Origin of the sequence: Bacillus sp. MYb209, assembly GCF_002975175.1 — a bacterium.
Lineage (GTDB): Bacteria > Bacillota > Bacilli > Bacillales > Bacillaceae_G > Bacillus_A.
On record NZ_PCNZ01000018.1, the window covers coordinates 1 to 23,300 of the forward strand.

At 33.5% G+C, this 23,300-nt stretch carries 12 protein-coding genes and 4 pseudogenes; 5 read left to right on the forward strand and 11 right to left on the reverse strand.

Annotated elements, in window-relative coordinates:
• Nucleotides 1-635: 635 nt before the first annotated feature.
• Nucleotides 636-1,592 carry an alpha/beta hydrolase gene (locus tag CQZ94_RS21335; RefSeq protein ID WP_105586975.1) on the forward strand — a complete coding sequence of 319 codons (957 nt, stop codon included), beginning with the start codon at nt 636-638 and terminating at the stop codon, nt 1,590-1,592.
• Nucleotides 1,593-1,739: 147 nt separating this feature from the next.
• On the opposite strand, the gene CQZ94_RS21340 is transcribed toward CQZ94_RS21335, so the two are convergent.
• The 5 genes and pseudogenes from CQZ94_RS21340 to CQZ94_RS21360 form a co-directional block, all read right to left on the reverse strand.
• A complete protein-coding gene (locus tag CQZ94_RS21340; RefSeq protein ID WP_105586976.1) occupies nt 1,740-3,194 on the reverse strand; it encodes a pyridoxal phosphate-dependent decarboxylase family protein in 1,455 nt (484 codons plus the stop codon).
• Between the two features lie 55 nt (nt 3,195-3,249).
• Nucleotides 3,250-10,260 (reverse strand): non-ribosomal peptide synthetase, encoded by a 7,011-nt coding sequence (locus CQZ94_RS21345; RefSeq protein WP_142395892.1) that lies wholly within the window; start codon nt 10,258-10,260, stop codon nt 3,250-3,252.
• Nucleotides 10,261-10,292: 32 nt separating this feature from the next.
• Nucleotides 10,293-11,270 (reverse strand): SagB/ThcOx family dehydrogenase, encoded by a 978-nt coding sequence (locus CQZ94_RS21350; protein ID WP_142395893.1) that lies wholly within the window; start codon nt 11,268-11,270, stop codon nt 10,293-10,295.
• 873 nt (nt 11,271-12,143) lie between these two features.
• The gene (pulA, locus tag CQZ94_RS21355) at nt 12,144-14,714 is read right to left on the reverse strand and encodes a type I pullulanase (RefSeq protein ID WP_142395894.1); all 2,571 of its coding nucleotides are present in this window, start codon (nt 14,712-14,714) and stop codon (nt 12,144-12,146) included.
• 487 nt (nt 14,715-15,201) lie between these two features.
• Nucleotides 15,202-15,389: pseudogene (locus CQZ94_RS21360) on the reverse strand (M4 family metallopeptidase); the annotation flags it as partial.
• 280 nt (nt 15,390-15,669) lie between these two features.
• Here CQZ94_RS21360 and secY point away from each other — a divergent pair.
• On the forward strand, nt 15,670-16,974 hold the full coding sequence (gene secY / locus CQZ94_RS21365) for a preprotein translocase subunit SecY (protein ID WP_105586980.1): 1,305 nt from the start codon (nt 15,670-15,672) through the stop codon (nt 16,972-16,974).
• 81 nt (nt 16,975-17,055) lie between these two features.
• Nucleotides 17,056-17,499 carry a carboxymuconolactone decarboxylase family protein gene (locus CQZ94_RS21370; RefSeq protein ID WP_105586981.1) on the forward strand — a complete coding sequence of 148 codons (444 nt, stop codon included), beginning with the start codon at nt 17,056-17,058 and terminating at the stop codon, nt 17,497-17,499.
• A 203-nt stretch (nt 17,500-17,702) separates the two neighbouring features.
• Here the strand turns inward: CQZ94_RS21370 and CQZ94_RS21375 are convergent, their stop codons facing one another.
• Nucleotides 17,703-18,620: a DMT family transporter gene (locus CQZ94_RS21375; RefSeq protein ID WP_105586982.1), complete on the reverse strand. Its 918-nt coding sequence runs from the start codon at nt 18,618-18,620 to the stop codon at nt 17,703-17,705.
• 148 nt (nt 18,621-18,768) lie between these two features.
• Here CQZ94_RS21375 and pdxR point away from each other — a divergent pair.
• A pseudogene (gene pdxR / locus CQZ94_RS21380) lies at nt 18,769-20,199 on the forward strand (MocR-like pyridoxine biosynthesis transcription factor PdxR).
• Nucleotides 20,200-20,736: 537 nt separating this feature from the next.
• On the opposite strand, the gene CQZ94_RS21390 reads toward pdxR, so the two are convergent.
• The 4 genes and pseudogenes from CQZ94_RS21390 to CQZ94_RS21400 all read right to left on the reverse strand — a co-directional run bounded on the left by CQZ94_RS21390 (nt 20,737) and on the right by CQZ94_RS21400 (nt 22,557).
• Nucleotides 20,737-21,234, reverse strand: coding sequence for a DUF421 domain-containing protein (locus CQZ94_RS21390; RefSeq protein ID WP_105586983.1), 498 nt, complete (start codon nt 21,232-21,234; stop codon nt 20,737-20,739).
• A 63-nt stretch (nt 21,235-21,297) separates the two neighbouring features.
• Nucleotides 21,298-21,405: pseudogene (locus tag CQZ94_RS32425) on the reverse strand (NAD-dependent epimerase/dehydratase family protein); the annotation flags it as partial.
• A pseudogene (locus tag CQZ94_RS32585) lies at nt 21,399-21,548 on the reverse strand (NmrA family NAD(P)-binding protein); the annotation flags it as partial. The pseudogenes CQZ94_RS32585 and CQZ94_RS32425, both read right to left, overlap by 7 nt.
• An 82-nt stretch (nt 21,549-21,630) precedes the next feature.
• Nucleotides 21,631-22,557 carry a zinc-binding dehydrogenase gene (locus tag CQZ94_RS21400; protein ID WP_105586985.1) on the reverse strand — a complete coding sequence of 309 codons (927 nt, stop codon included), beginning with the start codon at nt 22,555-22,557 and terminating at the stop codon, nt 21,631-21,633.
• Between the two features lie 118 nt (nt 22,558-22,675).
• Between CQZ94_RS21400 and CQZ94_RS21405 the strand changes: the two genes are divergently transcribed.
• Entirely contained in the window at nt 22,676-22,918 is a 243-nt protein-coding gene (locus CQZ94_RS21405; protein WP_105586986.1) for a hypothetical protein, read from the forward strand.
• Between the two features lie 35 nt (nt 22,919-22,953).
• Here the strand turns inward: CQZ94_RS21405 and CQZ94_RS21410 are convergent, their stop codons facing one another.
• The gene (locus CQZ94_RS21410; RefSeq protein WP_002119629.1) at nt 22,954-23,157 is read right to left on the reverse strand and encodes a hypothetical protein; all 204 of its coding nucleotides are present in this window, start codon (nt 23,155-23,157) and stop codon (nt 22,954-22,956) included.
• Nucleotides 23,158-23,300 lie beyond the last annotated feature (143 nt).

Sequence of the window (23,300 nt, forward strand, 5' to 3'; positions counted from 1 at the left end):
CTTCTTGATGTTGCCTAACTTTTTTCAAAATGTCCTTTACAAAGGGTACAGATTAGGTGAGTTCTTCTCTTTTTGTTTATTTTTTTAAGATTACTATCCAAAATAATTATTGCAATCACTTTAAGCTGGCTTTGGAATTATAAATTCTGATTTTCATACTTCTTCATGAGTCTAGAAAAGGAAAAAAGATTCTACTCCTTTTCTAGCCAAATAAGAGGAATTTCTTTTTTAACAGTTATTTTAATTTGTACTGTACTCTTATATTAATGCCTGCGCATGAGTATTTCTCTGAATTATATACCAAAATTCTTTTAAGGAATACAAATGTGTTAATCCTACCCGAGCATAAATTCGAACAGGTATCACTTGCAATATATCATGAACAGTTCATCACTTGGTTCAATTGGAAAACTAAATGTAAATAAATACGAAGACATGAAAACACTGTTCTCCTAAATTACACTTGTATTACTATTTGCATGAAACTCCTTCTTGAGAAAGGTTTTAATTTCCGAATATTCTGTTGACTATCATAACATATCCAATTTACAATTTATTTGTGATGTTTTTTCACAATTAAACTACTTAGAATACACTTCATTTATTTGAAAACAATTACAAATAGAGGTGCTAAAATGAAAACAAGAGTAAATCCAGAGTTATTACAAGGGTTAGAAATGTTTCCAGATCTTGATTTACGCCCAGAGAACTTGCAAGCAATCAGAGAAGGAATAGCTCAAATGAGACCACCTACCGTTGTTGATGAATCCCTTTCGTTAACAGATGAAGTCATTGTTGGACCAGATGCTAATCCGTTACCATTAAGAATTTATCGTCCAAAATCAAATCATGAATCTTTACCTGTCTTATTATGGATACATGGTGGTGGTTATATCTTAGGGTCTATAGATGATAACGATGATACTTGTATGAGGTTTGCAAAAGAAGCTGGCTGTGTGGTCGTATCTGTAGACTACCGCTTAGCTCCTGAACATCCTTATCCAGCACCAATGGAGGATTGTTATTCAGCTTTAAAATGGATTGCTGATAATGCAAAGTCATTAAAAATTGATTCGAATCGAATTGGTGTTGCCGGAGCGAGCGCTGGTGGTGGACTAACAGCAGCACTGTCATTATTAGCCCGAGATCGAAAATACCCTTCAATTTGTTTCCAAATGCCACTCTATCCAATGATTGATGACCGAAATAATACACCTTCGACGAATGAAATTAAAGAAGGATTTGTTTGGAATCAAAAGACAAATGAAGCTGGCTGGAAAATGTATTTAGGAGAAATGTATGGAACGGATCAAATACCTGCCTATGCAGCCCCTTCTCGAGCAGAGGATTATAGTAATTTACCATATACCTACACATTCGTTGGTCAATTAGATCCATTCCGCAGTGAAACATTAACCTATGTAAGCAAACTAGCACAAGCTGGTGTTGATGTCGAATTTCATTTATATCCTAAGGCCTATCACTGGTTTGAAGGATTAAATCCAAATGCGGATGTATCTATTTACGCTGTGAATGAAATGGTACAAGCAGTAAAGACTTGTTTTGAAAAAATCGCTAAGATAGAAGTTTAATCTTTTCACAAGAGAAACACTCACAAATGTGTACTGTTTGTGAGTGTTTTTGCCTTTCAAACAGAATAGCCGATTCTAAATAAGAATCGGCTATTCATATGAAAAGTTTACCTAAAAAATGACTTTAAATTGCTCAAACCCGATATATTAAGACTGAGAAACAGATATAAGATGTTTAGACGATGTGTTTATTTCCTCTGCCAATGCTTTTATGTTCATCATGATTTGAAGTATTTCTTCTATTGTTGTCCTCGGGTTGATAGAGCAAAGTCGAATTACTACTTTTTCTTTTAATTTAGTCGTACTTAGCATAGCAAATCCTCTTTGATTAATTTCTTCCACCAGTTTTTTGTTTATTTCATGAATTGTATCTGTAGATGTTAGCTCACAAGGAATATAACGAAAAGTAACAATTCCTAACTGGGCAGGTGTTACCACTTCCCAATCTTTTTCTTTCCTTAAAAACTCTTCAACTTGTTCAGCCAACATAATGCCATGATCAATTGCCTCGCGAAAAGCTGTGACTCCAAATACTTTAAAAGAAAGCCATACTTTTAATGCCCTAAATCTACGAGAAAGTTCAATTCCACGCTCCCCAAAATTCACTTTCTCTTCTATATTAGTTTCCGTATCCTTAATATACTCTGGGATCATACGGAACGTTTTACTTAAATATTGGCTATTTCGAATAAGTACACAACCAACATCATAAGGCTGAAAAAGCCATTTGTGCGGGTCTAACGTCAAAGAATCGGCACGATGTATTCCGCTTAACACCCCCCTTCCTTTTTCACTGAGAATTGCTGCAGCCCCATAAGCCCCGTCCGCGTGCAGCCATACATCTTCATCACTACAGAGATCAGCCAATTCATTGAGGGAATCAACCGCTCCGCAATTCGTTGTCCCTGCATTAGCAATAACACAGAATGGTTTTTTCCCTTTTAATCGATCTTCTTTTATTTGCTTTTTTAAAGTACTAACTGAAATTCTTAAATCTTCATCTGTTTCAATTCGGCAAATTTGATGATGTTTAAACCCTAATACTTTAAGTGCTCGATCTACAGAAAAATGAGTTTGGTTAGAGAAATACACAACTGCATTTTCTATGTCATTATTCAGCTTGACTTGTCTCGCTACAGTAAGTGCAGTCAAATTAGCCATGGAACCTCCACTTACAAATATCCCTTCAGCTGAATCAGGGAATCCTAGCATTGATTTTAACCAGTTAATTGTCGTTAATTCGATTTGTTCAGCACCAGCACCTACTATCCAAGCTGTAGGAAATACATTAAATCCACTTGCTAAAAAATCTGCTACTACGCCAACATAATTATTAGGGCCTGGCACGAAAGCCATAAAATGAGGATGATCCACATGAGTAATTTGATTAAACACATTGCTATTAAGAAAATCTAGTAACTCTTTCGGATTGGAGCCGTTTTCTGGAATCGTTTCAATTAGCTTGTCTTTAAAAATAGTACTATCAATCGTTTCCGATACTGGTTTACTTTTTAAATGATTCATATGGTCAACAATCAAATCAACCGCTTGATATCCTAACTGACGCATCTCGTCGGCTGATAACTGCAAGTTTTTCGTCATTTGGTTTACCCCTATTCTAGTTAAAAAGGCGAGTTCTTGCTCGCCTTTTCATTTTTTATAATTTGTAATCACCAATTGCCTGTGTTGGATTTTGAAGAATCATGTTGATTAACTGATGGATGTGATTCAATATTTCCTGTATTTTCTCCGCTTCATATACGGTTTGATCATATCCAAACTTTATTGTAAGTTTCTCTTCAGGGAAGCACATAATTCCATGCTTTACATGCGGCTCATCAACAACTTGGTAATCTGTGATGGCAAAATTTCTATTTTCTTTTGTAGAAAAGATAGCTTGGTTAGTTGGGTAGTTTTCAAAAACCCAAAGATGATCGGTCAACTGATTTTTTAATTCACTTTGTTTTTGTATCTCAACATATGAATAGTATGCATACTCATTACATTTCAATGTTTCTAGTTGTACTTTTTGCAGGAAGTCCACAAAAGATTGCGTTTCTGTCCATGCTAGTCGAATAGGTAAAACATTTGTGAACAGACCGAACATATTTTCAATCCCTTCTACTTCGGGAGGTCTAACTGATACTAGATTAGGTAATACTACTTCTCTCATTCCGTTGTATTTGCCAAGTAATATTCCCCATACTACTAGTAATGCCGTATTCATGGTTATATTGTTTTTATTTACAAATGTCCGTAACTGATTAGTCAAACCCTTATCTAATGTTAAATCCATAAATGTGAAGTTTAACCCTTCACTTTGAGTTGGTACTTTCTTTTTAGGAATACTAATTTTTCGATTGTATCCTGATAAATAATCCCGCCAAAAATGACGTGCTTTCTCATGATCTTGTGCTAAAGTCCAATCTATGAATGTTTCAAAAGGTTTTACCATAGGTAACTTCGCCGTAGTTCCCGCATCTATTGTTTCATAGAGATGGAATAATTCGTCTATCAAAATACTGACGCTCCAACCATCACATAATAGATGATGGGAACTCCAAACCACCTTATGCTCGTTATTACCTAGTTGGAATATACAGAGACGGTTCATGAGTTCATCATTTTTGAATCCTTGACTTAAATTTTCATTCATCCACTGGTCTAGGAATTCTTGCTGCTCTTGTTTCGTCATCTGAATCAAGCTTTTTATCTCTGAAATCATTTGAACATCATGTAGAACAGCTTGCCAAGGTTGTGCTTGTTCATCCTGCACAATTATCGTTCTTAAGGAATCATGACGATCAACTAATTGTTGGAAACACTGAATAAAGAGATTAATATCCAGCTCCCCCTCAAGTGTCCAAATTATTTGTTCAAAATATGCATTTGTATCAGGTTCAGTCGCAGCATGTTCATAAATAACTTCCTGGAAAGGTGCCAATGGGTAAATACGTTCTATTTTTATATCCGGCATTTTTTCTTGTATTTTGGTAAGTGTATGTTGATTAAGTTGTTTATCTTTAACATTTAGTAATGTAGCTTTATTATCGTTCATTTTGTTTACATCACTTGTTTGTGAACTTGAAAGATGATCTAGCTTTTTAACAAATTGAACCATGTCTCCTAATACAGGAAATGAAAATAGATTTTTTGGCTCTAGCTCAAATCCTTGTCTATACAGTCTGACGGAAACTTGAATCGCTTTTATCGAATCTCCACCTAAGGCAAAGAAATGATCATTTACTCCAATTCGCTCTACTTTGAGTACTTCTTGCCATACACTAGTTAATATTTTTTCCATTTCAGTTTTTGGAGCAATAAATACTTCATTCTTTTGTTTCTCTGGAGCAGGGAGCACTTTTCTATCTAATTTCCCGTTTTGAGTCAAGGGCAGTTGTTCCAAATAAACAAAATAAGAAGGAATCATGTAATCTGGCAAGTGGTCTCGCAAATGTTTTCGTAGTTCTGTTGTACTAATATTTTGCTCAGTTACCACATATGCGACTAAAAATTTTATACCATTCTCATCTGTTTGATCAATCACCACAGCATGTTCGACTTGTTTGTAAGTGAGAAGACAATGGGCGATTTCTTCTAACTCTACTCGATATCCTTGAATTTTGACTTGATAATCTTGGCGTCCTAAAAATTCAATATATCCCTCAGGATGCATTTTGCCACAGTCTCCTGTCTTGTAAATAAGACCAAAATCCGGATGTGACACAAATGCTTCATTCGTTTTCTGTTCATCATTTAAATATCCTTTTGCAAGGCCCACTCCTCCAATATATAAATCACCAATTACACCAACAGGGCACATTTTCTTTTCATAGTTCAACACATAATACGTTTGATTTGCCAAAGGCATCCCATATGGAATACTGTTCCAATGTGATTCCACCTGTTTGACTGGATAATAAATTGACCATATTGATGCTTCTGTTGCTCCTCCTAGTGAAACTACTTCTGCAATCGGAAAATGTCGTTTTATTTTTTCTGGTAAAGAAAGTGGAATCCAATCTCCACTATGTAAAACTAAACGCAAGGAAGAATGTTCAAAATGAGAACCTACTTGCTCCAATGCCAAATCCATGATTGCAGGTACTGTATTCCAAATTGTAATTCCTCTACGTTCGACGGTACGGATTAATTCTTGCATGTCTCTTGGATCACGAATCATTACCAACATTGCACCTGTGCTTAACGTTCCGAAAATATCGTATACAGATAGGTCAAAACACATAGAAGAGATACCAATAATACGATCATCTTCATTTACCTGATATTTTTGATTAATATCTTGAATGGTATTTGCAACCGCTTGATGAGTAATAATTACTCCTTTCGGTTTTCCAGTACTTCCTGAAGTGTAGATTATATAGGCAAGATCTTCCGGACCAGCAATGGCAGGCATATCTTCTGTTGTATATAATGACAAATGGCTTTCTTCATAAAGACTAGCTTCTAATAAAAGTTTGCATGAGCTATTTTCTAAAATATATGTTTGGCGATCTAAAGGATGGTCAGGATCAATCGGTACATACGCGGCACCTGCTTTTAAAATACCTATCATATTAGCAATTGTCTCAACTCGTCTTTGTGCTAAAAGACCAACTTTGTCACCTAGACCAATTCCTTGTTCTTTTAAGAAGTGCGCAACTTGATTGGAGCGCTTATGAAGCTCCGAGTATGTTAACCAATCTTGTTCAAATACCACTGCTACTTCATCCGGTGTACGTTTTACTTGGTCTGTAAATAATTGATATAAAGTAGTCGACGGTATTTTTTCTGTTGTCTCATTGTATTGCTCAATTAAAGCATGGTCTGATTCTTTCATCTGCAAAGATGTTATGTCACTTTGTTTCACCAATTGGTCCAATAAGTCAACAAATTGGGAAAACATTGCTTCTATCACATCAACATCAAACAATTCTTCTACATAGTTCCAGCTAATTAATAACTCTCCATTTTTTTCAATTACCACATTATCCAAATACACTTGTGGTGTCCGTGCATGAATATGACGAAGTGAACCAAGCTGCTCCCAAGCAAAAGCACCCGCACCTGCTAGCATCGAGGTGAAAACAATTGGCATGACTGCTTTTGGGGTCATTTGGTGATATCGAGTAAAATCTCGAATAAAGTTAACTCCATCGTAATGCCGATGTTCAAGGCCATCTAATAAAGTAGATTGCGTTTGTTTTACTCTAGTAAAGAAAGATTGATCTGGATTCACATCAACATCCAACAAGATGAGTGAAGTGAAATCTCCCACAATTTGTTCTACTTCTTCATGAACAGGATAACGGTTAAATACAGTCAAATTAATTGCCAATCGACGTTGATTACTCCAATATGCCAACACATCACCATATATTGTACAAAGCAGAGCGGAAGGAGTTACTTCTTTCTCTTGTGCTAATTTTCGTAGCTTTGTCCATTTCTCATTGTCCAGAATCTTAGTAAGTGATTGGAATTTAGGAGTAGCAATCTCTGCCGGATCCTTTTTTAACAACAAAGAAGGCGCAAACGGAAAGTCAGGAAGCTTACTTGTCCAATAATCTTTTGCTGTTTTATATTCTTCGCTTTGTTCCATTTCATCATAGATAAACATGTAATCTTGAAAATCAAAAGATAGAGATTCTAATCTTTGCTCTGGTTTGTAATAATAATGAAACAAATCATGTCCAACAATGTTCATGCTTGCTCCGTCCATTAATAAAGCATCGTATCGAAAACATAACAAATACGTGTCTTCTTTTAATAGAAAGGCTTTTAATTCAAACAAAGGCCATTGTCCCAAAGGGAATACATGGTTAGTCATTCGAGAACGTTCTTCTTGCAAGCGAGCATTTTGTTTCTCATCATCTAAATCTATAAGGCTCTCTATTTCAATCTCGTAATCAGGAACGCTTTGTAATATTTGCTGTTTTCCCTCTGGTAAAATTACAGCTCGCAACATTGGATGACGATGAATTACCTTTTGAAAACTTTTTGAAAGACGATTGATATCCAATTTTGTTTCATATTCAAAATATGTTTGAGGTGAAATACCACTTAATTCAAACTGTGAGTTCCGTCCTAACATATACGCTGTCTGAACCTCTGTTAAAGGAAATGGTTTAGACAAATCTTTAACACGAGTTGGTATATTTTCTAAGTTTTTCTCTTTATGCTCTACCTCTACACGAGAACTAAGTTGAGCAATTGTAGGATGTTTAAAAAAATTTGTTGTACTTATTTTCAAACAATCTTTTCTTAATAAATTAATTACCTGTAGCGCTTTAATCGATTCTCCTTTTAAAGCAAAAAAATTATCATGAATACCGATTCCCTCAATTTCCATAACTTTTTCCCATGCGTGCACCAATTTTTGTTCAATTTCATTGCGCGGGGCAACGTATGGAATTGATACATAATCCGTTTGCGTTATATCCAATAACCTTTTTCGATCTACTTTCCCATTTGGATTCAACGGAATCTCTTCCACCTGAATCATTTTTTCAGGAATCATAAACTCAGGTAATGTATTGCTTAAATATTTTCTAAGCTCAACAAAAGGGACCTTATTATCCGATACATAGTAAGCAGCTAATAATTTCCTGTTTCCATATACCTGATCAACAACGATAGCTTGGTTTATCTCTGGATATTCCCTTAACTGAGTTTCGATTTCTCTTAATTCAATCCGATACCCCCGAATTTTTACTTGATGATCCATTCGACCTAGATATTCAAGTTCTCCATTAGGCAACCAACGAACGAGATCACCCGTATGATACATCATTTCTCCTGCCGTAAAAGGACTCGGTACAAACTTTTCATCTGTCAGTTTAGGTTTACCAAGATACCCTCGCGCTACCGCCACGCCAGCAATGCAGAGTTCACCCGGAATTCCAAATGGTTTTAATTGACCATACTTATTCAATATATAGGAATGATAATTCGGATTGGGATTTCCAATCGTAACTTCTTTGGCAGAGCTCAAATCCTTTACTGTTGCACAAATGGTTGTTTCTGTAGGACCATAAATATTTAAAATTGTCGCTTCGCTGATACATCGAATTTTTTCAACCAAATCTATAGAAAATGCTTCTCCTGCTAACAAAATAGACTTTAAATCTTTTAGAAAATTTGCCCCTTCTGAATCACTCAAAATCACTTCCATTCTTGATGGGGTTGATTCCCATAATTCCACCTTATGTTCTTTGACCAAATGAGCCAATTCTTTTGTTGCAAACTGGTCCTCTGTAGCAATGACTACTTTCGAACCTTGCGTTAAAGGAAGACATATTTCTAACAAGGAAATATCAAAAGAAACACTAGCAAGAAACAAGAACGACTGATTATCTTTTACTTTTTCTCTCATAACGCTTAAAAAATGGACAAGAGATTTCTGTTCCACCATTACGCCTTTTGGATTTCCTGTTGATCCTGATGTGTAAATAACATACGCCAAATCATTAGGCTCACCTTGTCGAACTAAATTACTTTCTTCACCTTGGAAGAGATGTCCCTCATCAAGATACAGTACTTCACCCGCAAATTGCGGCAATTCTACTTCTGTTCGCTTGCTCAGTAAACATTTTGCTTGACTATCTTGTAACATATATTCAATTCGTTCATTTGGATAGTTAGGATCGATTGGTAAATACGCTGCTCCTGCTTTTAAAATTCCCATCATGCCAATGATCATTTCTAATGACCGATCTACCATAACCCCAATAATACTTTCTTTCGATACACCTTTACTTTGAAGAATAGAAGCTAATTGATTTGCTTTCTTATTCAATTCTCTATATGTCAAAGATTGATCATTACAAACAACAGCAATTTGATCTGGGGTTTTTAACACTTGTTCTTCAAACAAATCTTGAAATGATTGAGACAATTCTATGTCCGTCTGACCTTGATTCAATTCTTCTAGCAACTCTTTCTCTTCTTCTGAAATGATACAAATATCTTTCACAGCCAAATTCGAATTTCTTGACACTTGCTTTAAAACATAAAGGTACGAATTTGCAAACTGTTGCAAAGAAGAGAATGAATGAGACTTGAAAGAAATTTGAAATTCAAATTCATTATGTATTTCATTCCATTTTCTTCGTATCCATATGGCTAAATTGTTCTCTGCGTATTTTTCTATCGAATTTTTATTATGTAATCCTTCCATCCCAATAACAATTTGAAAAGGAGTTAAATGGTGTTTCGCTAATAATTCAGAGAGTGGATAACTCTGATTGTCATACCCGAATAAAGTCGATTGTTCAATCTGATTTACTACTTGTTTAAAGCTGTGATGCGGATGGATTTCACTTCCTAAAGGAATCAACTTATTAAGATTCTCGCTTTGTTCAAGATTCTTTTCAATTACAGGAATACCAATAGTAATCCTTTCTTGATCTGTATAGTGTGCCAAACAAATCCTTAACGCGGCCTGTAACCAGCTAAATAATAATACATCTTGAGACTTACTTACTTTTTGTATACTTTTACTAAACTCTACATTCATTATGACTTGAACGTACTCGCAAGGATTTTCTTTATTTAGTTGGTAACCGCTATTAAATACAGAAAAATCGAGAACCTCGGAAGATAATTGCTCCTTCCAAAACGCCTCTACCCCTTTATTCTCATGAATCGAACTTCGATCTTTAATGTGCATTTTTATCTTTATCCCCCTAATATTCATTTCATCTATTCGTTAATTTTCAAGCCAACTTCAATTCCATGGAGAAATACTTGATGGTTATCCAAACTTAAAAAACGCTCAATCTCCTCGAATTTCATATGACCAACCGAACAAACTCCTAAATTTAATGTCTCAGCCACCATATTTAAAGTAGCAGTGATGATGCCTGACTCAATACAAGCAAATAAATATCCATCTGAACCGTATTTCGGGATGGAAGCGTTAGCATTATAGACTAAATAAACTGAAAAGGCAGACTGAGTAAATAAATCCTGGTTAATTAACTCATGATCACTTTTGATTACTTGATCAATATTGTTTACAACCACAAGACTATTTTTTGATGGGTTATAATAATAAAAACCAGCTTTCATACCTTCTATACGTTTTGGTTTTATATAAACAAAGATATCAATAGGGTAGAGGCCGCCTGCACTTGCGTAATGATAGTATATTTTTTCTTCCCCAACCTGTTTTAGAGTTGATATGAATTGGGAAAATTCTAAAAAACTAATATGTTTTTTCATATCAAATTGGCGACAAGACCTACGCTCCTTGATTATAGCGGGTAGCTCATTTGTTGTTTCAAGTTGAATTTCGGTTGACCGCACAGCATGGTGTGTTCGATTCAATTGTTCACTCATATACTTATCTAAATCTTCTTTAGAAAAGCGAATCTGGTTGCTATATGGATTCGGAAAAATCTTTTCTTGTGTGGAAAATACTTCTCTTGAGTGTAATATGTTACTTACTAACACACGATTTTTTATCATAAGCTCTATTGTTTTTTGTGTCTCTTCTACATTTCCTAACGAAAAGCGCTCTACTAGTTCACTAATTTTCACACCTTTTTGAGTTAAAAAATAAAACTCAGGAAACCACTCAGACAGAACGCCTGTAAATCTCGTTTCCCCTATCAAAACTTCATTATGCAACTTCTCCCAATGCTTAATAGGAGACCAGTAATAAATTTGCTCGCTCATATAACCCTCCATAAACGTTTAACTTATTTTTAAAATACAGTTTTCTAATCTACAAAAAATAATTTTTAGATTCCGCCCCTTGTCTCATAGTGATTATAAATACATGTATTTCAACGAAGCCTGAGAATAATGAAATAACTTTTTCTTCATTAAAATTTTTTATTTCATCATAAAAAATGATTTTTAATTAGATATTTCACATCCTTTCCCATAGTAATCCTATAAGGTATAAACCATTTAGAACATTGAGAATATTCGTGTATTTACAATGTGAAATTATTGTAATGGATTGGAAAGCAGATGGATATAGTTATTAAACAAAATAATATTGAGAAAGTTTTAATTGTTATAGCGATAAAATTTTCTAATGAGATTTATTACATATAGATTAAGAAAAGAATTTAAAATTTTTCTTTAGAAGTTAGTGTAAAAATGTAACATACTATTACATACAAGTGAGTTACTAACATATCGTATTTAAAATAGAGAAAAGACACCATTTAAGGTGCCTTTTCTCTATTTTAATTCCATATACTTTTACGCCTTTGCTATTTTTTAAACGATTTGTAGGAATTAATACAACTCGAACATCTAGCTCGTTAAATGTTCGAATGTATAATAAAAATTATATAAATTAAGAATGTATTTCAGATAATTTTATAAATAAATGCAAAGATATTTTCTCCCCCTACTGTTACAATAGCAATAATCTCTTGTTTATTTCCCTTATTAAATTGTAATATAATTACAGTATGTGAAATTATATTACATTAACTTTAAAAGCGAAGTGAAAACAACCTTCACTTCGCTTTTTACATTTGCAATCCTTATTCAATTTGCTCAATTCAGTATATACTTTCACATTATTTGCTTTTATTTAATCGGCTTTTCTGATTTTAAAACAAATGAACTTAATGCAGGAACCTTAATTTTATTTTCATGGACTACATAAAGTGTTTTACTTCCCGCCTGCTTACCGTCTACTAGTACTTTCCAAGGACCTTTCGATGGAAGCGTTATGTCAACGGCTTCTCTATTTGCATTGTGAGCCACCATAAAGTATTCGCTATTATTCCCATTGTCCTTTCCATCTATTGCATAAGCTACAACATTTTTGGGCGCATCAATAAAAGATACATGTTTTTTAATTTGCTCTGCAGATGTCATTCGAAAAGCTGAGTACTTTTTGCGTAAATCTATTAAGCCCTTCATATAATCTACTTCATTATTAAATGCTGCACGGCGCAACCAGTCCATCTGGTTAATTGAATCAGGAGATTTGTAACTGTTATGATCACCATATTTTGTGCGCATAAACTCTTGTCCTGCATGTAAAAATGGAATACCTTGTGATGTTAATAAAATCGAAGAAGACAATTTGTGCATTTGTTTTCGCACTTCTTCGCTTTCACCTGGATTAGTCAACTCAAGTTTATCCCATAATGTATGATTGTCATGTGCTTCCACATAAGTTAGCACCTGCTCCGGATCTTGATAGGTAGCCGAATTTGTATCGTAGTCAATACCTGCCGTAATACCTTTTTTAATACGGTCCTCCATGTTTTGCTTTCCATTTACAAAACCATTATCTTTATCCTCAAATACACTGCCTTTCAATCCATCACGTATATTATCGTTAAAATGAGCAATCCCTTTCATTTTCTCTGCATTTTTTTGATTTGCTTTCAACTCAGCTGCAAGAGGCGTATTTAAATCCCAGCCTTCTCCATGCAGAATAATAGAAGGATCAATTTGATTAATACCTTTACGTATCTCATTCATCGTTTCAAAATCATGAATACCCATTAAATCAAAACGGAACCCATCTAAATTGTATTCTTTTGCCCAGTATGTGACGGAATCCACCATAAATTTCCTCATCATTTTTCGTTCTGAAGCGGTATCATTTCCTACTCCAGTTCCATTTGCAAGTGTTCCGTCTTCATTGTAACGATAATAATAACCTGGAACTAACTTATGAAAATTAGATTCAGCAGCGTTATACATATGGTTATATACTACATCCATCACAACACGAAGATTATTATCATGCAGTGTTTGAATCATTTGTTTTAATTCAGTTATTCGAACTGTCGGCTCATATGGATTTGTAGAATATGAGCCCTCTGGGACATTGAAATTTTTCGGGTCATATCCCCAGTTATATTGTGGTTCATTTAAAGTCTCTTCATTTACTGAAGCATAATCAAATATCGGTAAAAACTGGACGTGAGTAACACCAAGATCTTTAATATGATCAAGTCCTGTTTTTACACCTTCAGGTCCTTTTGTTCCTTTTTCTGTTGCCCCTAAATATTTCCCTTTATGCTTAATACCACTTTCAGGTTGAATGGAAAAATCGCGTACATGCAATTCATAAATAATAGCATCTTCCGGGCTTTTGAACTTCGGTTTTTTGTGTACTTTCCAATTTTTCGGATTTGTTTCTTTTAAATCAACGACTACACCTTTATCCCCATTTACAGAAGCAGCACGCACATACGGATCAACCGCCTCAGTCCACTTATCACCGATTTTCACCTTATATGTATAAAAGAGCCCCTTTTGGTTTCCTTTAAGTTCTGCTATCCAAGTTCCTTTTTCACCTTGTTCCATGTCTATTTCAGTACCTTTTTCATCATTCCATTTTTTATATGTAACCAACTTTGCCTCACTCGCAGTAGGAGCCCATACACGGAACTTTGTTTCTCGTGGGGTATATATATTTCCTAAATCATTACCACCATAATAAAATAAATTATCAAATTCCTCGCTACGAATTACTTTTCCAATTTCAGTATTAGCTTCAACGTAATTTTCCATTTTAATTTTGTATGTTTGTTTTAAATCAAGTTTCTGTTCCGTAATTATTTTAACCTTATTAGTAATATCTCCACCATTTGTATCATAAGGACTAATTCCCTTAATTTTAACGCCTTCAATTTCAATTTTCTGTTCCTTAATATTGAATGGGACATTGGTAGTTACAATAATTTCATTAAAACTATCAATGGTAGCCTTCTGAATAGACAGGTTAGAGGAAGGTTTAGAATTGTATACTTTTTCATCACCCGAAAGAATCCACACTTCAGCACGACCGTCCTTTATATTTTCAATCCAGCGATCCCCACCATCTTTTTCCCATTCATTCGTACGAACTATAAATCCTACGCGATTATAGTCACCTTCTAATTTCACCTTAACATATTTCCCAAACTCATCTTCTCCAGTAAAATCATACGATTTACCATTCGAATTCTCACCCCATATCCAAAGATTCCAGTCTTTTGTATTTCCAGACTTCTCTTTGTAATGAATGATAATTTCGGTTATTTTCGAATTTGAAACTGCCTTCACACTCTGAAAAGAAAAAACAGATGATAACATAACGATTATGGTAAGTAATAAAAACGATTTGTTAATTATTTTTTTTGTAATTTGCACCACATACACCCTTTCTTTAAATATTACGAACAATTTATTATGCTCATACTACGAAACACGGTTTAATTTAATCTGGGAATCTCTTTTACTTCACCTCCATATTGGCTATTCTTACGTATGTATTTCAATGATCTTTTCAATACGAAAACGTTTGCATTAAAGGTTAAAAAAATAGATTTGTTTATACCTTATTATATTTGTAAATACTAAAAGATCAGGGAAATCATTTTAAAGCAATCGCTTGTTATCGCTTTCATTTTATAGCACTTACTATTAAGAGGTCAATATATTATTAATTTTCTGTTTTTATATACTTTAAATCTTATATATTTGTCGCAACTTATTGAAGATAGACAGCGTGAATATTGCTTAATAAGTTTATTTTCACTAATGCCTTGCTACGTTACAAAAAACAGCTAATATCTTAATATGATATTAGCTGTTTTTTGTAACGTATTAATATATGAATAAGAATTATATTTCTAACTTACTTAATTTTTGCTGTATCAAATGCCTTTTGAACTGCTTGAACTTCAGTTGTATTCTCCCATATTTATTAGTTGCCACTCGTATACATGCTGATTTCAATTCCTTGAAATTAGAAGTCATGTTTAATTCATCTGTATTTGCACAATAGAAAATATCAAACATTTTATCTTCACCAATTCCTTTGACAAATTCAACGTTAAAAAAATGTAAAAAGTCACTCTTTTCTTCTAATTCACATGCATATGTATGTACATTTCTTTATTTATTAGTTATATTATGGGTATTGAAGGAATACGAAGATAATCTATCGCTTATAAAACTCATGTATTTATATATCCGTGAAAACTACAAAATGTATGAAATTCCATTTGTCAAATGAATTTAATGCGGAAGGAGGTTTGTGGTTTATTCATCGGGATATAATAATCGGTTTTATTGAACTGATAAAAATACAGGAGGCGACATGATGTTTCGTACGATTTCAAACTTTATGAGAGTAGCTGAGATAAGAAATAAAATTCTATTTACATTAGCGATGTTAATTGTTTTTCGAATTGGCACGTTTATTCCAGTACCTCATACTAACGCAGAGGTATTAAAAGTACAAGATCAAGCCAACGTTTTAGGCATGCTGAACGTATTTGGCGGAGGAGCACTGCAACACTTCTCAATCTTTGCTGTAGGTATCACACCATATATTACAGCTTCTATCATTGTACAATTACTACAAATGGACGTTGTACCTAAATTTACAGAATGGGCAAAGCAAGGAGAAATGGGCCGCAAGAAATCAGCTCAATTTACTCGATACTTTACAATCATTCTCGCATTCATACAAGCCATTGGGATGTCTTATGGCTTTAATAATATAGCAGGCGGACAATTAATAACGGATCCAAGCTGGACTACATACTTATTTATTGCGACAGTATTAACTGCTGGTACTGCATTTTTACTTTGGTTAGGTGAACAAATCACCGCTAACGGCGTTGGTAATGGAATCTCAATGATTATCTTCGCAGGACTTGTTGCAGCGATTCCGAATGTTGCAAATCAAATTTATTTACAACAATTCCAAAACGCAGGCGATCAATTATTTATGCACATCATAAAAATTGTCTTAATTGGACTTGTTGTTTTAGCGATTGTTGTTGGTGTTATTTACATCCAACAAGCTGTTCGAAAAATACCGATTCAATATGCAAAAGCTGTTTCAGGAAACAATCAATATCAAGGAGCAAAAAATACTCATTTACCTCTTAAAGTAAATAGTGCAGGTGTAATTCCTGTTATCTTTGCTTCTGCCTTTTTAATGACGCCGCGTACAATTGCGCAGCTCTTCCCTGATTCAAGCGTATCTAAATGGATAATTGCGAATCTTGATTTTGCACATCCATTTGGAATGACACTTTATGTAGGTCTTATCGTTGCTTTCACATATTTCTATGCATTCGTTCAAGTAAATCCTGAACAAATGGCTGATAACTTAAAAAAGCAAAACGGATACGTTCCTGGTATTCGCCCAGGAAAATCAACTGAACAATATGTTACAAAAATTTTATACCGATTAACATTTATCGGTGCCATTTTCTTAGGCGCAATTTCAATATTACCGCTCGTATTCACGAAAATTGCAACATTACCACCTTCTGCTCAAATCGGTGGTACAAGCTTACTAATCATTGTAGGTGTAGCATTAGAAACAATGAAGACGCTTGAAAGTCAGCTTGTGAAACGTCATTATAAAGGGTTTATTAAAAAAGTAAATTAATTACGAAAACACACTAGAATTCCCAATAGCGACCTAGTGTGTTTTTATTATAAAAACTTATAATAATGGAGGTTTTGTCTTATGAGTCAAAGAATTGCCTACTATGATATTTCGCCTGATGGTATGAAAATCATGATGGATATGGAGAAATACACGAAGAAATCCTCAATTAATCGTGCTGTTAGAGAACTTATAAAAATTAGAGTCTCTCAAATTAATGGTTGTGCTTATTGTATCGATATGCATACTTCTGACGCTCGAAAATTAGGTGAAACCGAGCAAAGAATTTATTGCTTAAATGCTTGGGATGATTGTGATTTTTATACTCCTGAAGAAAAAGTTGCTCTGGAACTATCAGAACATATTACTCTCATTCCTACTAAAAGAGTTCCTGAAAATCTATACAACCGAGTACGTGAATACTATGACGAAAAACAATATGTTGATTTTGTGTTAATCATTAATCAAATAAACAGTTGGAATCGCATTTCTATTGCGATGGGTAATACCGTAATAAAAAAATAACACTCATCCACCAAACAATATGCGATCGATTTAGTTAAGTGTAAAATTAAATACACCCTATATAAAAACACAGTTGGTTATTTCCCCAACTGTGTTTTAAATTTTACTATCTCTAATGTGTTAATCATTTTCTTTTAATTAACTATTTTTTCTTCTAAAGTTTGAATACGTTTTTCGCTGTTTTCCACATCATTAAACTTTAACTACATCTCTTTTTTTAACAACCTTCCTTGCTTGAAATAAACTCCAAGTGTAGTACGATTTGCTAAAAATGCACCAATTAAGCATAAACAAGCACCAATTCCCATTGTAGGATTTAATGGTTCTCCTAATACAAAATACCCTACAATAACAGCAATTAATGGAGACACATACAACCACGTTGATGGAAATACAGGATTTGTTTTTGATAAAAGCCAGTAATATAAACCGTGTCCACCAATAGACCCTACAAATATAAGATATAAAATTGGCCATTGTACTTTCCAAGATGTTAAGACTGTTAGATTAGGCTGTTCCATTACAATAGATACAATTAATAGCAGGATTCCCCCATAAAACATTTGAATACCGTTAATGAGAAATGGTGATACGTCCGGTAAATCTGAAAGTATTTCTTTTGAATAAATAGAACCTATTCCGTAAAATAGTTGCCCAACTATTATGACAAGGCATGCAATACTCCATATGAAAGTAAGTTCTTGATGCATGCCAGGTAAAGATATAAACAAAACTCCTGTAAGTGCTATAACTAAAGCAAAAAATTGTTCACGTTGTAACTTTGTTTTATTTCTCTTTGATTGTAGTAATAAAATCATCATGGGGGCTGTTGCAGAAAGCACTGCTGCTAATCCAGAGGAAATGTGCTGTTCTGCCCAATATAACGTTGCGAATGTCATAAATGTTAAACAAAAGCCAGAATACATAATACGCTTTGATAATAAATAAGGCATAACACGCTTTTTCTTTAACCTAAAAATAGTAATGAGAATAAGACCGGCCAAAAAGAAGCGAATTCCAGCTGAAAATAAAGGCGGTGCACCTGCTTCAATTCCGATTTTTATCGTTAAAAATGTTGTTCCAAAGATGATACATACTAAAACATAATTAAAAATGACCATTTTATTTCCTCCTTTTTACTCTTGAAATGAGTATAGAGGATATGGTGTATAACAGTGTATCTACGTGTATAACAGTTATACAAATATGTAGTTGATTACTTGCTTATTTTTCGCTTTAATTGAATTAAAAAGAAAAAAAGGTGAATCTATGAAGATCGTACTACGTAAAGAATCCAACATACCCTATTATCAACAAATATATATGCAAATTGTTGAGAGAGTTCAAAGCGGGATGCTTTTATATGGTGATTACCTCCCTTCTTTACGTTCTATGGCCGATGATTTGCAAATTAGCTTATTAACCGTTCGTAAAGCGTATAAACAATTAGAAACGAAAGGTTATATACGCATTGAGCAAGGAAAAGGTGCCTATATACACAAACAGGCGCGGGGGAATTCCAAACAGACTCCGTATCAATGGCAACAAACGAAATCCATTAACGTTATGCGTTCACAATATGTAATAAATCAACACCGTAAATATTATGATTTTTCACAAGCAATTCTGTATCCACGATTATTACCAAATCCATTTCTTTCAGATGAAATGCACAAATTACTTAATAAAGATCAAATGATACTGGCAACTTATGGACCTGTTCAAGGTGATAACGAACTCCGAATTGAAATAACAAACTATTTAAAAGAGCATCAACAATTAGTTATAGATTCTTCCCAATTATTAATTACAAGTGGGGCCCAGCAAGGAATCGATTTAATCGCCCAAACATTATTAAAGCCTGGAGATATAGTACTAGTAGAAAGTCCATGTTATGGAGCGGCGCTTGATGTATTTGTTAATAAAGGAGTTCAAATTGTCCCTGTTAGTCTTGATAACAATGGAATTCGCTCAGACTTAATCGATGATATTTGTCAAAGGAAAAATCCTGTCTTGTTATATGTGAATCCTACTTTTCAGAACCCGACAGGTACTTTGATGAATAAAGAACGAAGAATAGAACTTGTAGAACTAGCAGAGTTATATAACTTCTTTATTATTGAGGATGACTCTTTCGGAGAAATTTATTTTGAGGATGCTATAGTACCTCCCTCCATAAAAAGCTTTGATACAAATGGTCATGTTATATATTTAAAAGGATTTAGTAAAACGTTAGCACCAGGTCTTCGCATCGCGGCGCTTGCAGCTGAAGGTCCTATTTTTGAATGGTTATATGCAGTGAAAGCTTCGATGGATATTGGTAGCCCTTTATTAACGCAGAAAGCACTACTTCCTTTTTTACGGGCGGAACGAATGAAAAATCATTCAGAAAAATTACGTACAGCTTTACAAATTAGACGTGATTTAACAATTGATATATTATCTCCATTAAAAGAATTAGAATTTATAATACCTAATGGTGGATTTAACTTATGAGTTACACTCCCTCGGTCAATCGATCCTTTTACATTATTACAAAAAGCAAATGAGGTAGATGTTTCTTTTTTACCCGGAACAGCTTGTCTATTAAACCATGAAACACAATATAATCACTTGCGAATTAGTTATTCAATGTTAAATGAAAAAGATATGCTGATTGGTTTAGAGAAATTAAATGATACAATAGGGAACTTTATTTAATAAATTTCCCTATTGTATCATGGTGAAGGATTTTGGTTAGATATTACGAATTTATATACTAATGAATACGACAATAAAAACTAACAATAGAAAGTTATTTACCACCCACTAAAGTATGAATAATTATAATCGAAAGGAATGGAGTAGCAATGTTCGATAAAGGTAACAATCAAAATCAAGATATATTTTTTTCATATGATGTTAAAAAAGACGCTAAGGTCCTTATTTATTGGTATGATAAGCTTATAAAAAATACTTACAGGTGAAAATGCAAAGAAATTTTTATATAAAATCGAAGGTGCAGATGATGTAGAATCCCAACTCATTATGGCTAAGCTTACAAGAAACCTTAAGCGTGGACAGGACGAAAATACAAATACTATTGTAATAAGAGGAACACATTATACTAGAAATCGAAATTAAGACTAATCGTGAATAGTTTTTAAATAAATGTTTTGGAGAGATTATCTCGTCATTAATTGAATATTAAATGGAAAGTCCCTTCAGTAACCCTGAAGGGACTTTTTCAGTCTATAACTATTTTTTCAGATTGTATTGTTCTAATAGCTTTTCTAACATTTCAGAAGTGATCGGTTGTGCCTTGGTAGTTAGTTGGTATCCAATACGCCCATTCGGTTCAGCGGTTACTTGCTGTAAACTCGTTATATCCTGAATTCCTTTTTCTCTTAATTGCATAAATAGTTGTTGTTCCGACATTTTTGCCCGCATCAAATTATTTTTCAAAATCTCTCCGTTTTCAACAATTACAATACTATTTCCATTTAAAAACTGCTCCACCTTTCGTGATTTCAATTCTAAGAAATGAATAATAAGTAGCATGATTGAAAATATAATGGCAGCAAAAATAGATGGGACTACTTTCCTACTTAATACAGGTTCTACAATAATACGACCTATAGAAACAACGATAATAATTTCAGCTCTAGTCATTTGGCTAACAGATTTACTACCTGTTAATTTTAAAACAATAATTCCAGTGAGGATTAAAATAATGCTTTCAAAAAGTATATTCATTACAGTCCAATCCTTTAATTGTGAATGTTACTAGTATTGCCATTAAAGGATTTTTATGACATTTCACACACCCATCAAATTTTTAAACCCTTCAGACCATGAAGGATGTAAAGGTATCCATCCATACTCTTTACGTGCTTTATTATTTGAAGCACCTCTTTCCCAGCTATTACTGGTATAGCACCAACTTTCTTTATTGCTTCTACTTGCGATTCATTACGAATCATTTCACACACCGTATGACCTTCTCTTATTAACATTAGCAATAAAGAACGTCCTATTACACCAGTTACACCTGCTTCAAAAATTTTCATATGTGTTCCTTCTTATTTTAAATATCATAATTGAGACAAAACATATATAAGGTATGTGACAAATATTTGGTTAGTTTTTTCATTATTCATATGAAACGTATACTTTTAAAGGATTAATTATCCCTTGACTCAATTCCTCAAAACATTGTATGAATGCAGTATAATGTATTTCATGTTGAAAAATTTCTTCTATAAATGGTATTTGTTCTATTTTTCTAAAAAACCAATCTGCATGTTTTTGATAATCATATCCGTCACTTGACCCAATGATTTGCAATTCTTTCCGATAAAAATCGGCGGTTAATGTTAGTTCTACTTTATTACCATCTGAAAGTATACATATTACACCATTACTATTAAGAGCTTTTTGCAATGTACCGAATCCGCTATTTGTAGCAGAGCATTCGAGACCGTAATTATATGTTTCTATTATTTGCTCTTCTGAATCATATATGTTTTTTGCACCAAATTTCTTTGCAAATTTTCTTCTATTTCTATTAGGTTCAACAACATCCACATGACCCACGCCTACATAGTATTTTAAGAAATAACAAGCGAGTAACCCCATAACTCCCATTCCAGTTATAAGTACCTTTTTATCTTGCCGTGGGTTTAGTTTTAATACTCCTTTAGCAGCATCACATGACAGAATGGATAATAAGGCAACTTTAGGCTTTATATAACTAGGTACTCGAATTACTTTATGTCCCTTAACTATTCCTATCGTTTGATGCCCATAAAAAGAAACTACTTTATCGCCTACGTTTAAATTTGTTACTTTATTCCCAACTTGAATAACTTCACCATAACTTTCATATCCAGTTTCTCTCGGATATAAAGGATTAACATCTGAAATGTCCGATTCTTTATACTGTGGTAACTCTGCCCCAATACTTATTGCACCTGCGATTGTTTTAACGATAATTTCATCATCCTGTATGGGCCTAATTTCACCCGTTTCCCATTTCAACTGTTTAGAGCCTTCTAAAACTAATTTATATTGTTCCATTGAAATCCTCTCACTTTATAAAAATATATTCACACTAAACTTTAAGCTATAATAATCAATATGAAAGGTTCATCCAAAATTAAAGCTATAATGTTGGCTAGCACTCAACAGTGATAATATGATAATTGAATTTGATGGATATGGAATTAATGAGTATGTTATTGGCCATAACTGTTCTATTAGCGAGTTAAAAACAATGTATTTTAACGTGAAAAATGAAGAGTTATCTAATGAGGATCTTGTAAGTTTATTTTGTGTACGATATCATTTTGAAAACATTCCAAAGTCATTACAAGAAGACATTAAGAGCGATGTCGTCATTGATTTAGACACGGACTATATTTATATCCCTAATAGATAACAATAACCTAATAAACTAAAATGGTTTAATGTAACTTACGATTCAGACAAGAATTTAATAAAATAAGTAATTGCCCAAATGGAAGTCGCGAATTGAGTGACAAAATACATTGTCCATTCGAAAAAAGTCAGTTTTCTCTCTCGTTTAATCTTCTTTAAGTATCTGTAAAATATTAATGTACTCAAAAACATAAGTAACAAAGATAATTGTTGTAAATCATCGACTATACGTACCGCCATAGACTCCATCACCCTCCCATACAAAATAAAAACTATACTTTATAGGATATCATCTATTTGGTAATGTTTTCCTGTTTTTTTAATAGAATTTTAAAAATGTTTTATGTAGGATATGTGCAGAGATAATAAAGTTGTTTAATTTA